General features: G+C 31.1%; 17 protein-coding genes. 12 read left to right on the forward strand and 5 right to left on the reverse strand.

Features of this window, described 5'->3' with window-relative positions; all coding sequences use genetic code 11:
* Nucleotides 1-129: 129 nt before the first annotated feature.
* The 7 genes from JG776_RS01400 (at nt 130) to JG776_RS01430 (ending at nt 6,004) form a co-directional block, all read left to right on the forward strand.
* Complete coding sequence (locus tag JG776_RS01400; protein ID WP_291964054.1) at nt 130-1,242, forward strand: clostripain-related cysteine peptidase; 1,113 nt, start codon at nt 130-132, stop codon at nt 1,240-1,242.
* 70 nt (nt 1,243-1,312) lie between these two features.
* Nucleotides 1,313-1,720, forward strand: a complete 408-nt coding sequence (locus tag JG776_RS01405; protein ID WP_291964055.1) for a hypothetical protein — start codon at nt 1,313-1,315, stop codon at nt 1,718-1,720.
* Between the two features lie 85 nt (nt 1,721-1,805).
* On the forward strand, nt 1,806-2,246 hold the full coding sequence (locus JG776_RS01410; RefSeq protein WP_291964056.1) for a nucleotidyltransferase domain-containing protein: 441 nt from the start codon (nt 1,806-1,808) through the stop codon (nt 2,244-2,246).
* 1 nt (nt 2,247) lies between these two features.
* Nucleotides 2,248-2,685, forward strand: a complete 438-nt coding sequence (locus JG776_RS01415; protein WP_291964057.1) for a DUF86 domain-containing protein — start codon at nt 2,248-2,250, stop codon at nt 2,683-2,685.
* A gap of 391 nt (nt 2,686-3,076) precedes the next feature.
* On the forward strand, nt 3,077-3,340 hold the full coding sequence (locus tag JG776_RS01420) for a metal-sensing transcriptional repressor (protein ID WP_291964058.1): 264 nt from the start codon (nt 3,077-3,079) through the stop codon (nt 3,338-3,340).
* 8 nt (nt 3,341-3,348) lie between these two features.
* Nucleotides 3,349-5,778 carry a heavy metal translocating P-type ATPase gene (locus JG776_RS01425; RefSeq protein ID WP_291964059.1) on the forward strand — a complete coding sequence of 810 codons (2,430 nt, stop codon included), beginning with the start codon at nt 3,349-3,351 and terminating at the stop codon, nt 5,776-5,778.
* 13 nt (nt 5,779-5,791) lie between these two features.
* Nucleotides 5,792-6,004, forward strand: coding sequence for a cation transporter (locus tag JG776_RS01430; RefSeq protein ID WP_291964060.1), 213 nt, complete (start codon nt 5,792-5,794; stop codon nt 6,002-6,004).
* A 13-nt stretch (nt 6,005-6,017) separates the two neighbouring features.
* Here the strand turns inward: JG776_RS01430 and JG776_RS01435 are convergent, their stop codons facing one another.
* Nucleotides 6,018-7,199: an MFS transporter gene (locus JG776_RS01435; RefSeq protein WP_291964061.1), complete on the reverse strand. Its 1,182-nt coding sequence runs from the start codon at nt 7,197-7,199 to the stop codon at nt 6,018-6,020.
* 77 nt (nt 7,200-7,276) lie between these two features.
* On the reverse strand, nt 7,277-8,137 hold the full coding sequence (locus JG776_RS01440; protein WP_291964062.1) for an AraC family transcriptional regulator: 861 nt from the start codon (nt 8,135-8,137) through the stop codon (nt 7,277-7,279).
* A gap of 121 nt (nt 8,138-8,258) precedes the next feature.
* On the opposite strand from JG776_RS01440, the gene JG776_RS01445 reads away from it, so the two are divergent.
* Nucleotides 8,259-9,188 (forward strand): carbohydrate kinase family protein, encoded by a 930-nt coding sequence (locus tag JG776_RS01445; protein ID WP_291964063.1) that lies wholly within the window; start codon nt 8,259-8,261, stop codon nt 9,186-9,188.
* A 17-nt stretch (nt 9,189-9,205) separates the two neighbouring features.
* Here JG776_RS01445 and JG776_RS01450 read toward each other — a convergent pair whose 3' ends face one another.
* Complete coding sequence (locus JG776_RS01450; protein WP_291964103.1) at nt 9,206-10,801, reverse strand: AarF/ABC1/UbiB kinase family protein; 1,596 nt, start codon at nt 10,799-10,801, stop codon at nt 9,206-9,208.
* A 46-nt stretch (nt 10,802-10,847) separates the two neighbouring features.
* On the reverse strand, nt 10,848-11,153 hold the full coding sequence (locus JG776_RS01455; protein WP_291964064.1) for a phasin family protein: 306 nt from the start codon (nt 11,151-11,153) through the stop codon (nt 10,848-10,850).
* 183 nt (nt 11,154-11,336) lie between these two features.
* Here JG776_RS01455 and JG776_RS01460 point away from each other — a divergent pair, with 183 nt between their 5' ends.
* Nucleotides 11,337-11,741, forward strand: coding sequence for a hypothetical protein (locus JG776_RS01460; RefSeq protein ID WP_291964065.1), 405 nt, complete (start codon nt 11,337-11,339; stop codon nt 11,739-11,741).
* Between the two features lie 51 nt (nt 11,742-11,792).
* Here JG776_RS01460 and rocF read toward each other — a convergent pair whose 3' ends face one another.
* Nucleotides 11,793-12,716 carry an arginase gene (rocF, locus tag JG776_RS01465; RefSeq protein WP_291964066.1) on the reverse strand — a complete coding sequence of 308 codons (924 nt, stop codon included), beginning with the start codon at nt 12,714-12,716 and terminating at the stop codon, nt 11,793-11,795.
* A 129-nt stretch (nt 12,717-12,845) separates the two neighbouring features.
* Between rocF and cls the strand changes: the two genes are divergently transcribed.
* The 3 genes from cls (at nt 12,846) to JG776_RS01480 (ending at nt 16,735) form a co-directional block, all read left to right on the forward strand.
* A complete protein-coding gene (gene cls, locus JG776_RS01470; RefSeq protein WP_291964067.1) occupies nt 12,846-14,267 on the forward strand; it encodes a cardiolipin synthase in 1,422 nt (473 codons plus the stop codon).
* A gap of 71 nt (nt 14,268-14,338) precedes the next feature.
* On the forward strand, nt 14,339-14,992 hold the full coding sequence (locus JG776_RS01475; RefSeq protein WP_291964068.1) for a LexA family transcriptional regulator: 654 nt from the start codon (nt 14,339-14,341) through the stop codon (nt 14,990-14,992).
* Between the two features lie 162 nt (nt 14,993-15,154).
* Entirely contained in the window at nt 15,155-16,735 is a 1,581-nt protein-coding gene (locus JG776_RS01480; RefSeq protein ID WP_291964069.1) for a sodium-dependent transporter, read from the forward strand.
* Nucleotides 16,736-16,907: the final 172 nt, after the last annotated feature.

The raw sequence follows: 16,907 nt of genomic DNA on the forward strand, positions 1-16,907 counted from the left end.
ATTTCTCGTATTATTATATTCATTATTTATATTTATGATGAATGGGAGGATATTGGTTTAAAATTTTATAGAAGACTTTTTATTTTGTTAACATATAATAAAATAAAGCAAGCTTAAGGAATTTGTATTATGAGTATATGTTTTCTTTTTTATTTAGATGGAAATAACGAAATTGAACCTGAAATATATAATGCCTTTGAGAACCTTCTTAGGTTTAAATCAAAGGAAGTTGAGCTTTTTATTGAAGTTGGAAGAGAGAATAGGGAATTTATTAAGGTAATAAGGCCCTTTGAAAATATACATTATGATAAAAATTTATGGACTGGTGTAAGAAGGTACCATATAAGGGATGGATATATAGAATACTTTGATTTAGGAAAAAGAAATATGGCACACCCTAAGGAATTATATGATTTTATATGTTGGGGATTAAAGGTATGTAGAGCAAAATACAATGCTCTTGTTATTGCCTCCCACGGTTTTTCCTTTGTAGGAGGAATTACAGATTTGACCTTTGATGTTCCATATGTTATGCCGATAGAGGATATGAGCTATAGTATAAATAAAGCTCTTTTAGATTGCAGAAAAGGTTTAGATTTGCTTTTTTTGGATATGTGTTATATGAACTATATAGAAATACTTTATGAAATCAAAAAAAGGTATGACAATATAAATTATATTTTAACCTATTATGGTGAAGGGGATTTTGGTGGAATTGATTATATAAGTTTTATTGAAAATTTTTATAGTCTTATTGAAAGGAATAAGGATTTTTTATATTTTATGGAGAGGGATAATTTAATATTAAGTAGGCCAACAAAATCAAAGGTAAAGGATATTAAGTGTTTTTGCAATGTCTTTGCAGAGGAATGTATTTTAAAGGGGTATAATGACATAGAAGCTGTAAAAAGAGATATAGGGCTTTTAGAGGTATATAAGAAAATAAATAATATAGTTTGTTTTAAATCAGAAAATTCCAGAGGAGTACAGATAATAGATTTTTATATAGATGAATTGTATAGGATATATAAAAATTTAGCCTTCTCAATTAACAATAAATGGTTTAATTTAATATCAAAGGATTTTGAGGGGTATAGTACTCAGAATATAAATTTTTTACCAAAGAGACTCACAAAATCCGCAATCCTTGGTCTTATACTATCATTAAATGGAGGTATTGATATAAAAGAAGCTACAAATATTTTAAATAATGTTGTTAAGGTTAAAGGTTGGAATATTTGATTTAAATTTAAAGACATATTTAGCTTTACTTGAAGCAAACTAATATTAAGATACAAAGGGAGGTGTTTATATGCCTCATATAAAGGATAATCATAATGAGTGTGAAGGACAAGACAGTCTAAAGGAAGTTAATGCAAGAAGAATTGACCAGCTGATAGATTTAGTTGAAAAGCATACAAGGACAGAAAGGCACCTTGAGGAACACTCAAATATTACTGACTTAGATGAGATTAAATATGTCCTTGAACTTCAAAGACACAGAGAGGAACAAATTAAGCACTTAAGAAATTTAATTGCATATGGAAAAGATGATGATTTTTACAAGAGGGAAGTAGAAAATATTGAAAAGAATTTAATCTATACAGAACATTATCTTGACCATAACAAGCATAATATGGACGAATTTACATTACAAAAGACAATGGAAAAACAGGAGCACAGAAGGGAACAGCTTGAAAACCTAAAGCATCTGCAATAGGTGGCCTATGCCACCTATTTATCATATAGACATAAATTGGTTATAATGCTAATATTAAAGGTAAATAATACAGTAGGTGATTTTTATGATAAGAAGTAAAAAGGTTGATTTTTCAAAGGTGTATTCTAATTTAGATGAACTAAAAAATGTATTTAGTCAGTATAAAGATAAAATAGTTGTTGCATATTTATTTGGATCAGTTCATAGAAGACAAGTTACGCCTTTAAGCGATGTTGATATAGCAATTCTTATAAATAAGGACTATGAGGATATAATTAATGAAATAGAAGAAAAACTGTATGAGGATTTAGTAAGATGCTTAAAGACAGACGAAATTGATTTAGTTTGTTTAAATAGAGCTCCTCTAAGCGTTCAATATGGAGTAATTAAGGATAAAGAAATATTATATTTTTCAGATAAGCAGAAGGTTGTTGATTATGAAACAAGTGTTATAACAAATTATTTAGATATAAAATCTATACGAGATTTTTTAAATTTGGAGTTTTTAAAAAAGGTGGGAATTTAGTATGGATGAAAAATTAATTACCCAATTAAGGTTATTAAAAAAGTATATGGATATGCTAAAAAAAATTGCATCCCATAATAAGGAAGAGTATTTATCTGATGAAATATTAAAGGGAGCTGCGGAAAGATATCTTCAGCTTTCTATAGAAACTTGTATAAACATAGGAAGTAGAATAATATCCTTAGAACAATTTAATAAAAATATATCTGCACCAGAAACCTATGCGGATGTTTTTGAAATATTAAAGAATATAGGTTTATTGGATGAAGAATTTGCCAAAAACTTAAAGAATATGGCTAAGTTTAGAAATAAATTAGTTCATATGTATTGGGAATTAGATGATGAGTTTGTATTTAACATAATAAAAAATAATTTGGGTGATATAGAAGAATTTATGAAAGTTTCTGCAGAGTACATAAAGAATAACACACATATATAAATGTGGCAGGTTGTTGAAAAAGTTACATACTGATTAGCCCCATGAAGGATTTCTTGGGCATCAATTCATTTCACTAAGCAATTCTAAGCTTTTCTTTGTTTGAAAAAATCCTATCCTCGCGATGCCATCGTCCTGATGGCCGCTCGGCTCGGCACGTCCTGTGCCGAATTACGGACTTTTTCAAAGTCGAAAATCTAAGAATTGCTAAAGGTCATGAAATATGCCATTTTGAAATCCTTTCATGGGGTTTTTTATACTTTAGCTAACAATTAGGTTTGTTAACAATCTGTCACATATATAAATGTGGGTTATTTTTTATTATATTGAAAAAAACAAATATATATGCTATTATAAATATACCCCCACAGGGTGGGGGAGGGAGGAGGATAATATGAATAAAGAAAGAGAAGAAGCAAAAAAATATTTAAAAATCGCAAAGGGACAAATAGAGGGAATACTTAAAATGATAGATGAAGGAAGATACTGTATAGATATCTCAAATCAAATAATTGCAGCAGAAAAGCAGATAAAAAAGGCAAATATGTTAATTTTGAAGGGCCATTTAAATAGTTGTGTTAAGGAGGCTTTTTTAAATAATAATGGAGAACAGAAGGTAGATGAAATAATAGATGTTTTTGATAAATTAACAAGGTAGGTGGATTTATGAACAATAAATTTAAAATAACAGGTATGACCTGTGCAGCCTGCTCAAGGGCTGTTGAAAGAGCTGTAAAAAAATTAGATGGAATTGATAAGGCAGAGGTCAACTTGGCAATAGAGGAGCTTTATGTGGAGTTTGATGAGACAAAGGTAAATGAAGAGGATATTATTAGAGCTGTAGAAAGGGCAGGTTATGGAGCCGCGTTAAAGAATATAAAGGAGGTTACTTTAAAAATAAGTGGTATGACTTGTGCCTCCTGTGCAAAGACAATAGAGAGGGTGTTAGGGAAGGCAGATGGTATTTTAAGTGCAGAGGTTAATTTTGCATTAGAGAAGCTGTATGTAAAGTATGACACATCAAAGGTAAGACTATCTATGATAAATTCAATTATTAAAAGGGCTGGATATGATGTAGTAGAAGATGATAAAGAAAATAGGCAAGAGAAAAAAAGAGAGGATAAATCCTTAATAAATTTAAAGATTGCAGCAACTTTTACTATTCCTCTTTTGTATATAGCAATGGGGCATATGCTTAATTTTCCAATACCAGATATAATACACCATCATAAACATCCATTAAATTTTGCACTTGTTCAACTAATTCTTACCTTACCTACAATTTATGCAGGAAGAAGGTTTTATACTGTAGGATTTAGAAATTTAATTAAGCTATCGCCTAATATGGATAGCTTAATTGCAATAGGGACTTTGGCTGCTATAATATATGGATTGTTTGCTATATATCAAATAGCAATTGGAAACACCAATTATGCAATGGAGTTATATTTTGAGTCGGCAGCAACAATAATTACTTTAATACTCCTTGGTAAATATTTAGAGGCAAGGGCAAAAAATAGAACTTCAGAAGCAATAGAAAAGCTTATAAATCTATCACCAAAGATGGCTACGATAATAAAGGATAATAGGGAAATTGAGATACCAACAGATGAGGTAGAAGTTGATGATATGGTTTTAGTTCGTCCTGGTGAGAGGATACCTGTTGATGGAGTTATAATTGAAGGAAAAACGACAGTAGATGAATCAATGCTCACCGGTGAGAGCATACCGCAGCTTAAGGAAGAGGGATCTAATGTTTTTGCAGGTAGTATAAATAAAAATGGTTCAATAAAATTTAGGGTAACAAAGGCAAAGGAGGATACAGTTTTAAGTCAAATAATTAGACTTGTTGAGGAGGCACAGTCTAAAAAGGCACCTATTGCAAGGCTTGCTGATATAGTGTCTGGATATTTTGTACCTGTAGTTATTTTAATTGCAATAGTATCTTCGGTTGCTTGGTATATTGGTACAAAAGATACAGTATTTTCTTTAACTATATTTATTTCTGTACTTGTGATTGCCTGTCCTTGTGCTTTAGGCCTTGCAACACCGACAGCAATAATGGTTGGCTCTGGCAAAGGGGCAGAACTTGGGGTGCTTATAAAATCAGGTGAGGCACTTGAGATGCTTCATAGGGTAGATGTAGTTATACTTGATAAGACGGGTACTATAACGGAGGGAAGGCCTTCAGTTACAGATTTAAAGCCTATTTTTATAGATGAAGAAGAGCTTATTTCCTATGCTGCCTCAATAGAGAGACTTTCGGAACATCCTCTTGCTGAAGCAGTATATGAATATGCAAAGGATAAGGGAATAAAAATATATGATGTTGAGGATTTTAAAAGTATTACAGGGCACGGAGTATATGGAAGAATTCGGGAGAGGGAAGTTTTAGTTGGTAATACTAAACTTATGAAGGAATATGGTATAGATATATCAATTATAGAGGAATATATACAGGATATTTCAAAGCTTGGGAGAACAGCAATTATAGTTGCGATAGATAAAGATGTTAAGGGTGTAATTGGAATTGCAGATAGGGTAAAGGAAAACAGCAAAAGGGCAATAGAGTTAATAAAAAATATGAAAAAGAAGGTTGTTATGCTAACAGGGGATAATTACCTTACAGCAAAGGCAATTTCAGACGAAGTTAAGGTGCACGAATTTATTGCGGAGGTTCTTCCTCAAAATAAAGCAGATGTAGTGAAGGAATACCAAAGCAAAAATAAAAGGGTTTTAATGATTGGAGATGGAATAAACGATGCACCAGCCCTTGTGCAGGCGGATGTAGGAATGGCAATAGGTTCAGGTACAGATATAGCAATAGAGTCAGCAGATGTTGTTTTGATGAAGAGCGATCTTTTAGATGCAGCCTATGCAATAGAGTTAAGCAGAAAAACCATAAAGAACATTAAGGAAAATTTATTCTGGGCCTTCTTCTATAATGTCATAGGTATACCTGTTGCAGCAGGAGTGCTTGTACTATTTGGTGGTCCAAGGTTAAATCCTATGATTGCAGCACTTGCAATGAGTTTTAGTTCTGTTTCTGTTGTTTTAAATGCTTTAAGATTAAAGGGCTTTAGGCCTAAAAGATAAAGGAGGAGTAAAAATGAAAAAGAAGATTAATATTGAAGGAATGAGCTGTATGCATTGTGTAAGACACGTTGAGGAGGCATTATCAGAAATAAAGGGGATATCAAATATAGAGGTTAACTTGCAGGGCAAATATGCAGTTTGTGATGTGGATAATGTGGATGATAAAGAGATAATCCAAAAGATAGAGGAATTTGGATATAGTGTGGTTTCAATAGAGGAGATGTAAAAAGCACCTAATATTAGGTGCTTTCCTTTACTTTATCAAATACTATAAAAACTAATGCCTGCATAACAAATACTGTTGCAGAAATTATGAAGGTTAGTGAATATCCTAATTTTGTATATGATATTATATTTCCTGCTAAATATGAGGATATAGAAACTGTTATGTTACCTATAAGAACAACTATGCTGTTGAATTTAGCCTGATGTTCCTCATTTACCACATTCATAAAAATAATGTTTTCAATAGGTACAGTTACATTTATAAGCACAGACCTTATAAGGAAGAATAGACATAATAAAAAGGTTACAAAATTTAAGGTTGGATTTAAAATTACAAATAATAAAACAAAGGGGAATGATAATAACTTTGCAAAGGTTATGGTCTTAAGCTGACCAATTTTTTTAGATATTATAGGGGAAATAATCATAGCTAAAAGGTTTCCAAGCATATTAAAGTTATTTATAAAAGCTGCAGTGTCAGTTGAATAATTCATTTTATTTATTAAGTAGGTTGTATAGTAGGGTATTATCATTCCCACTGCAAAGGCACCACAAAATGTGTATAGTAAAATAAATTTCATTTTTTTATTTATTTTAAGTTTGTTGTTTTTCCTGCTCCTATCTTCAGATTTTTTAATTGAAGTTATAAATAAAGCAGGTATGGAGGCAAATAAACTCAAAAAAGCCATTATAATTAATGTGGTGTTGAAATTATATAATTTTATTATTTTCCCAGAGAAGTAGTTACCTAATAAATTCATAAAGGTAGCGTATGTGAATATAAAGCTAAATAATTTAACTGTATCAAAGCCATTGCTGTTTTTAATTAAAAAGGGTGGTTTTATTACAACTATTGCAGATATACCCATTGCATATATCGATGCAGCAATTAGTATTGAAAGTTTACCATTAGAAAACATATAGAGTATACTTGATACAAAGCATAGAATTCCTGTTGAAGCAAATATGTATTTATCTTTAATGTGTTTTGACAATATACCTACTATATATGCAAATAGAGCAAAACTTATTGTTTGTGTAACAGTTACAATTCCTAAAAAGCTTTCATTAAAACCTTTAGATAAAATAAAGGGACCTATAAAAAATGAGTAGAAACCAAAATATATTCCGATAAATAATTCGATTAATAGGTATAGCAATATATTTTTGTTTATATTTTTTACTTTTTTAATCATATCCAAAATCCTTTCTTATTTAATTACAGCTTTATTTTAGCCAAATTAAATAGAAAGAACTATTTATATATTATCTTCTACTTGTACAATATTATCTTTTTGCGTTCATAGGAGGGGCTATGCCCCTTATATTTTTTGTATACTCTATTAAAGTATGCTGTACTTGAAAAACCTACCATTAACGCGATTTCTGTAATGGGTTTATTGGTGGTATTTATTAAAATTTCAGCCTTAGAGCATCTATAAAAATTAAGATATTCAAGGAAGGTTTTACCCATCGTATTTTTGAAAAATCTACAAAAATAATTAGGAGCAAAGTTAAGCATTGATGCAGCTTCGTTTATAGTAATATTTTCGTTGTAGTGTTCATCTATATATCTTAAAAGTTTTTCTAATCTTTGAAGGTTTTCTTTATGCTTTTTATATGAGATTTCATTTTTAGATGTTGTTTGGGAGTAGGCAATAATTGAGGCTAAAATTTTATAGATACTTCCTCTAATATCAATTTCATAACCAAGGGGTTTTTTATTATATTTATTTATTATATCCTCCATATAATGTCGTATTGTTTCTATATAATCTATGTAGTTTTTATCCTGTTTTATTATTTTATCATCATCGTTAAAGGGAAATAGTTTATTAAACTCAATAGGAATGTCAGTTGCTATGCTTGCATCAAATTGCAGTACAACATATTTGGAAAAACCATATACTGCGTGTACATCTAAGTTGTTTAGAAGGACAATTTCACCATCTTTTATATCGTAATAGGAATTATTTATTTGTATTTTTGCCTCTCCTTCTAAAAGATATAGTATTTCTATAAAATCGTGCCAGTGGGGTGGAACATATGTACACGTTTGATTAAGTTCTGTTATAAATATCTTTATGGGTAAAATTTTATTTCCAAGCTGTGCTATTTCTTTAAATGGTTCCATATTAATCATCTCCATAAATAGTGTTATAATAATCATATGAAAAAATTCGACAATAATTGCAATATTCCTTTATAATTGATATAATTTATTTTTGTGAAGTTTAAAAGAAGGGGCGAATATTGTGGAAAAAACATTTGATGTTGCAGTATTTGGTACGGTCTTTGTAGATATAAAGGGTTTCCCAAGAGATGTGTTAAATCCAAAGGGAACTAATATAGGAAGTGTAAAGTTTAAACACGGTGGAGTAGCAAGAAATGTAGTTGAAAATTTTAGTTATATGGGACTTAAGACAAGATTTGTATCAATTGTTGATAACAGTGCACTTGGTATGGAGGTTTTAGCAAGACTTAAAAACGAGAAAATCGACACAGAATATGTTGATATTGTGGATAAAGACGGTATGGGTATGTGGCTGGTTGTATTAAATGAAAAGGGAGATATAGCAGCCTCAGTATCACATCAACCAAGCTTAAAATATCTTTATGATATAATTAATAATCACGCTGAGGATATTATAAAGGGTTGTAATAGTGTTGTATTAGACCTTGATTTTGAAGCAAGTTACATTGAAAAGATAATAAATATAGCAAAACGGTATAATAAGAGGGTTTATGCAGTTATAGGACATCTTGATGTAGTAAAGAGAAATAAACATCTATTTAATAAGCTTGATTGTTTAATATGTAATAACATTGAATTTGAACTTATAGCAGAAAAGACATTTGAGACAAAGGAAGAAGTATTAGATGCTTGTAAGGAACTTACAAAGAATGGTCTTAAAAAGATAGTTGTTACAATGGGAAAAAAAGGTTCTGTTTTTTATGATGCAGAAGCCAATGAAGAGGGATTTGTTGATATTGTACCAGTTAACGTTATTGACACAACAGGTGCGGGAGACTCCTTCTTTGCAGGAACAGTTTACGGACTAATTAGTGGATATAGTTTAGAGAAATCTGTTTGTATTGGAACGCGTATTGCAAGTTTGACTATAAGCTGTAAGGATAGTACAAATCCAGAAATAAAGCAGAAAATGCATATTATAGTTGTCTGAGGGCTAAACTTAAGCCCTCAGATTTTTCCAGACCTTAAAATGGATATAAGAATCCAAAGACCAAAAATACCCGCTACAATATAACCAGTAACTCCAAGTATTGATATGCCATAAATTTTTGGGCCAATATTTGTGTTTAATATTAAAGAAGAACCTATGATTAAAGATGAGGTTATTATTGCAAATACTAATCGATTCACCATTTTATTAAGTTCGTGTATAGGTTTAGATAAATTTTTGTGTTCAAGCTGTACTTTGGTTCTGCCTGCATTGACATTGTTTAGTAGCTTATTTATGTTATGTGGTAAGGACTTTAATTGTGAGTTTAAATTAATAATTTCAAATATCAAATCATTAAAGTTAGGAAATATTTTTGATGGATATTGTTCTTTAACAAATGGAATTGCAATATCCAATATTTTTATATTAGGAGATATTTTTGCAACAACACCCTCTAAAATTACAAGTCCTCTGATTAAAAGGGTTAAATCCTTTGGAAGCCTTATGTTATTTCTTTTGGCAGCTTCAAATATTTCCTCAAGCATTTGAGATATTTTAAGATTTTCAAGGGATGTTGTTAAGTAGCTAACAAAAAGATAATCAATATCTTCATATAGCTTACTTCTATTTATATATCCCTTTTTAATTCCAATATTTAAAAGGGCAGAAATCATTTTATCTATGTCTCTAAAGGCGATGGAAAGAATTACTTCATTCAGCGATTCCTTCATAGCCTTTGAAAAACAGCCGACAATTCCAAAATCAATGTAGTATATTTTATTATCCTTAACAATTAAATTACCTGGATGGGGGTCGCCGTGGAAAAAACCATCGGCAAAAATCTGTTTAAAATAGGATAGAGCAAGCTTTTTGCCTAAGTCCTCTAAATCATATCCTTCGTCCATTAGATTTTCTATATTATCTATTTTGATTCCATCTATATATTCCATAGTAAGAATTCTTTTAGTTGTTAAATCCCAATAAACATATGGGCAAGAGACAAATTTAACATTTATATTGTTGTTATAAAATTTATCTAATGCTTTAGCTTCGTTTATAAAGTTTAGTTCCTTTTTTGTGGCTTCTTCAATTTCAAATAATGCTTCCTTAGGATTTATAAGGGCATCATTAAATTTAGCATTAGTAAACCGTAGTATTCTTTTGAGTATTTCTATATCAAGCTTCATATTTTCTTCTATATTAGGTCTTTGGAACTTGACTATAACTTCTTTTCCATCTAAAAGTTTTGCACGATGAACTTGAGCTATTGAGGCTGAAGCAAGAGGTTTTTTTTCAAAATATGAAAAGTGCCTATTAAGAGGAACATCAAATTCTTGTATAAATATGTCATTAATTTCTTCGAAGGGAATTTGCATTACATTATCCTGGAGTCTTTCCAATTCCTTTATGTATTCATAGGGAAGAATATCAGGACGGGTACTTAAAATCTGTCCTATTTTTATAAAAGTTGGGCCAAGTTCCTCAAAGGCCCTTCTTAAATTTTCGGGTGAAGGTGTTTGATTTTTTATTTTACTATCAACTATATATCCAAATCCATATTTGGCAAGTATTTTTACTATTTCTCTAAATCTATGCAGTGTATTTTTTTTCACCATATAATCATTCCTTTTAAAAAGCAAAAGGTTTATAACCTTTTGCTTATCTTAGTTTAGATTCTAATTCTTCAATTTTTCTTTTTAATTCATCAAGTTCGGATTTAGTTGCAAAATTCATTTCTCTTAATAGCTCAGCCATATCTTCCTTAGTTAATGGTTTAAATTCAGTTGAGACCTTTTCAGTTTTTTCCTTTACAGTTCTCTTTAATTCTTCGGTTAATTCTTTTCCTTCTTCCACAGTCAATTGACCTTTTTTGATAAGGTTTTCGATAAGTTCAGTAGCCTTTTCATATGTGTAGGCTGCAGAACCTACTCCAGCAAGGAAAATATTTTTTAATTCTTCTTTCATAGCAAACCCCTCCCTTTCAAAATATTATACTACTTAGTATAAAAATATTCATTAATAATTAGTTAATTTTGGATAAAAAATAAGTATAGCATTTTTAGAATATTTAGAAAAGATATTGAATTTTCAAAATTTTTATGATATAAAAACATTAGTAGAAAATTTGTTTATCTTTGGGGTGATATCATGGGAAAAACAGTATTATTAAAATGCAGCTGTTGCGGAAGAGAAAGCAAGGTTGAATGGGGAAGGGAGTTCTATGTAGATAGTTTAGGAAGGGAGCACTACTACAATCAGCTTGGAGATGTATCAGAGGAGGCAAAAAAGAGAGGTATATCAGGTTTTTGGGTAGATAAGGTATGTAAGAATTGTGGGGAAGTTATTAGGGAAAGTAGGTATTTAGAGGATATTGCAGATGAACACGAGGTTGCCTGGATGAATTTTCCAAAGGTTGACATTGTGGAAAAATGCACAAAGTGTGGAAGCAGGGATATTATGACACTATATGAAATAATAATAGGTGAGGATAAAAAGGTACCTTGTAATAGTTGTAGGGATGGAAGAATGAAGGTTGAGGCAATATATGAATAATTGCAAAACAAATAAAGTGTCGTGAAGTTGTACTAAACTTCACGACACTTTTTATGCAGAAAGTTCGTTTGATAGGCTCAATTTTAATTTGTTTAAAGTATTTTTAATTATATCAATGGCTATATTTAGTGTTTTGTTATTTTTATCTAAAAGAGGATTTAATTCAACTATATCTAAAGAGCACATCATACCTGATGAGGCAAGACTCTCAAGAATATATTTTGCATCATCAACAGATAGACCGTCCTCAACTGGTGTACCGGTTCCTGGTGCAAACAATGAATCTATTGAGTCTAAATCAAAACTAACGTGTATAGCATCCACTCTATCTTTAAAGTAGTTTAACATATCTTCTACAACTTTTTCTATTCCAAGTTCTTTAACCTTGTCCATTGTGTAGAACTGACCTTTACTTCTATTTATAAGCTCTATTTCACCTTTATCAAGATCTCTACCAGCTATATGAAATACATTTTCTTCTTTTACTTTAACTTTATCTTCATATAGGTTAACTAATGCTTCGTGACCTACTCCAAAGGATGCTGCAAGTGGCATACCGTGGATATTTCCTGTTGGTGATGTAAGATGTGTATTTATATCTCCGTGGGCATCAATCCAAACAACGCCTATATTTTTAATTGCCTTACTTGCCCCTGCAATACTACCAAGTCCTAATGAATGATCTCCTCCTAAAACAAGGGCAAAATCTCCATTAGATAGAGATTTATATACTTTCTCAGCAAGCTTTGTGTTTGCATCAACTACTTCATTTAAGTACTTTAAATTTGGATGATGCTTATATTTTTCTTCTTCAGTAGCTTTAAGTACTTCTACATCACCACAATCCTTTACGTCAAAACCAATAGATTTAATAATTTTTGTTATATTTGCCTCTCTATATGTTTTTGGAGCTAAATTTGAACCAAGCTTGTCTGCACCTAAATTTAAAGGCACACCAATTAAGTTTATCTTCATCTATCCGTCCTCCTTTATTTTTATTTTAAAAAACATTATTTATTTTATAAAAATATTAGTTATATGTCTATAATAAATTAAAAACAAAAAAATAATTTTTTGTTATAATGTATTTAGGGAGGTGGTAGAATGAACCTGTTATCTGCTGCCATTATTATAAATACAATTGTTTTGACAACTATAATCATATTAGAAAGAAAAAGGCCAGAAAAAACTATTGCGTGGCTTCTTTTGATTGCTATATTTCCACCACTTGGGTTTATATTATATTTGTTTTTAGGGCGAAATTGGAAAAGGCATAAGCTAAATGAGGAGTTTTCACCGATAGTTAAGGATTTGATAAATAGAGTAATAAACAGGATAGATAAGGAAGACTATAAATATTTAGCTGAACTTCTTGCAAACAATAGCGATAGTCCCTTGTTTGTTGATAATGATATTGAAATATTTGGAAATGGAGAAGATAAATTTAATGCTCTTTTTAAAGAGATAGAGCTGGCAGAACATCATATACACTTAGAGTATTACATAGTAAAGTCGGATGATATTGGAAATAGATTAAAGGACTTGCTCATAAAGAAGTCAAAAGAGGGAGTAAGGGTTAGATTTATAATAGATAGAGTAGGAGCTATTAAATTATCAAGAAGGTATATAAAGGATTTGAGGGAGAATGGAGTTGATGTTGTACAATACTCTTATTTTCTTGCTCCACTACTTAGAAGAATAAATACACAGATTAATTATAGAAATCATAGAAAGGTAGCTGTTATAGATGGGAAAGTAGGTTTTATAGGTGGTATGAACATAGGAGATGAATATAGAGGACTTGGTAAGATAGGAGAGTGGAAGGATTTACATATAAAGGTTACAGGAGATTTTGTATTAGGATTACAGGGAGTATTTATTGACGATTATATGGCTGTAAAAAGGATAGATGATGCAGAGTTTTTTATGGAGGGGGAATTTGATAAGTATTTTCCACCAAGTGAAAAGTCAAAGGGTAAAATAATGCAGCTTGTAAAGAGTGGACCAAACTCAGAACATCCTTCAATAATGCAGGGTATAGTTAAGATGATTTATATGGCAAAGAAGAATATTTATATAACTACACCATATTTTGTACCAACCGAAAGTGTTATGGATGCACTAAAAATAGCAAAATTAAGTGGTATAGATGTTAAAATACTTTTTCCAGGCAAATATGATCATTTTTTAGTATATCACGCATCAAAAACTTATCTTGAGGAGCTTGTAAGATGTGGGGTTGAGGTTTATTTTTATAATAAAAAAGCCTTTGTACATTCTAAAGTTATGACAATAGATGATTCCATTTGTACTATAGGAACAGCAAATATGGATATACGAAGCTTTGAGTTAAATTATGAGGTTAATGCTGTAATTTATGATAAAGATACTACATTGAAAGTAAATGACTTATTCAAAAAAGATTTAGAGGAAAGTAGGAGGGTAGATTTAGAGTATTTTAATTCCGAACCTAAATATATAAAAATTGTAGATGGTGTTTGCAGAATTTTCTCGGAGCTGTTATAATAGTTTTACTTTTCAGTAAAAGGCTAATTTGTTATACTATTTACAAATAAGGCAGCGTAAGGAGTGATTTTATGAGTAGAGTAGGCTCTAAAATAAAGCAAGAAAGAATAAAGGCGAATCTTTCGTTGAAGGAATTGGCAAAGAAATTAGGAATATCAGAGGGTTTTCTTCAGGATGTAGAGATTGGGAAAAGAGTAGCAAATGAGAATTTGATAAAAAGGGTTGAAAAGGTATTAAATGTTAATCTAAGTGACTCACTTTTTGAAGAGGTGGATGAACCTATTGAAAATATAAAGGAATATAGAGAGCCTGTTAAGGTAAATAAACAGTTGGAGGATGCCTTTTCAAGTATATTGAAAAAGATACCGGTTTGTGATCTATACCTAAAGGAAATATATGACTACAAGTATTTGCCAATTAAGGACAAAAAGGTTGAGGGGCTGAATGCTGAAAAGGTATTTTACATAATTGCACCAGACGATTCTATGAGGGGGTTTAGAATAGCAAAGGGAGATAGGGTTATGGTATATTTAACTCCTGAGCTTGAAACAAATCTGATTTATGTTATAGAAGTAGAAGGTAAGAGAATGATAAGACAGCTAAAAAGGTTAGATGCTAATAGGGTGTTATTAATTTCACAAAATAACGAAATAAAAACTGAAAGTAAAGATATAAAATCCTTCAAAATTATAGGCAAATGCTTAAAAGTTGAGTTTGAATTATAAAATTTAAGGGAGTGGAGCTTGTCTCTACTCTCTTTGTTTTGCAAAACTTTGTTAAAATATTAATATTAATAAAAATTCATAATTTAAAGTAATAAAGTAGTTGAAATTTTTAATAAAATGAATTATGATATATAAAAAAATTACAAGTAAAGGGGGATTCGTATGGAAGAAAGACGTGAAAATTGGGGGAGTAAATTAGGACTAATTTTGGCTATGGCTGGTAATGCAATAGGTCTTGGAAATTTCTGGAGATATCCTTACCAGGCAGCTAAAAACGGCGGCGGTGCTTTTATGATTCCTTATTTTGCCGCACTTATAATGTTAGGCATTCCCCTAATGTTAGTTGAATGGAATCAGGGACGCTACGGTGGTAAATATGGACACGGTACATTAGGACCTATGGTTTACCTACAGGCAAGAGAAGGTGTAAAGCCTAAAACAGCTGCAATATTAGGTGCTATTGCTGGTATGTTTGCCTTTTCAGTTACAGTCTTATTAAACAGCTATTATAACCACATAATTGGATGGACTCTTGGTTACTCTTATATGTCTGCTACAGGTCAATATATGGATAAGTCAATTAAGACAGGAGCCTTCTTCGGGGAGTACTTAATAAACCCAGGTAAGTCTTTGGTATTTTGGATTATTGCAGTAGCTCTACTTGGACTTGCAGTAATGCGTGGAATCCAAAAGGGTATCGAAGCTTGGGCAAAGGTTATGATGCCAACAATATATATATTTGGTATTATACTAATAATTAGAACACTTACATTAGGTGCTCCAGTAAAGCCCGATTGGACACCTATTGCAGGACTTGATTATATTTGGTCTCCAAAATGGAGTGAACTTAATGCAAAATCTGCACTTGCAGCTGCAGGACAAATATTCTTCACATTATCCCTTGGCATGGGAATTATACAAAACTATGCATCATATCTAAAACCTGATGATGATATAGTAGTATCAGGACTTGCAACTGTTTCGTTAAATGAGCTTGCAGAAGTAATACTTGGAGGTACAATTGCTATTCCTATATGTTATGCATTCTTAGGGCCAGAAGGACTAAGTGCAGGTGTTGGATTATCCTTTGTTGCACTTCCAAATATATTTAGAGCAATGACAGCTGGAAGATTGTTTGGTACACTATGGTTCTTACTTCTTTTCTTTGCAGGATTTACAAGTGCGATTGCTATGTATAACTATTTAGTTACACTAATTGAAGAAGAAATGGGAGTAAAGAGAAACGTAGGTTCTATTTTAGTATTTGGTCTATATATAATAATAGGTTTACCTGTAGCATTGGAGGGCATTTTTACTAAGAAGGCAGAGCTTTTCTACTTAAGTGAACTTGATAACTGGGTAGGTAGCTATTTCTTAGTTGTATTAGGACTACTTGAGGTAATAGTTGCTGGATGGTTAATGGGAGATAAGGCACTTGAGGAAATGAACAAAGGAGGATACTGGAAGGTTCCAAAATGGTTCTTTAATCTATTTGTAAGATTTTTAGCACCAGTGTATATAACTATACTATTAGTGTGGTCTACAATTAACTATTATAAGGATGGATATTTTAAGCTTGTTCCAAAATTTGCTGAACAAATTCCAGAGTTAATTCCTTGGGTACAGGGGGCAAGAGTCGTTGTTCTTTCAGTTCTAATTATAGGATTTGTACAATCTTATAGAAGCATAAAGAGAAAGTATGCAGACGAAATAAGAGAAGGCAAAGTTTTAGTTGTTAGATAGGAGGGGTAATATGTCAGGTGGAGCTCTTGCTTTTATGATAATATCCTGGGGACTTATATTGACGGCTTGTTATATTACTATGTCGGCATTGATAAAAAATAGCAAATGACAATTGAAAAAAAATACAGGAATGGTTTAAAATATATCTAACCATTCCTGTTATTTTTTACAA

It is taken from the genome of Caloramator sp., assembly GCF_020054765.1.
Lineage (GTDB): Bacteria > Bacillota > Clostridia > Clostridiales > Caloramatoraceae > Thermobrachium > Thermobrachium proteoclasticum.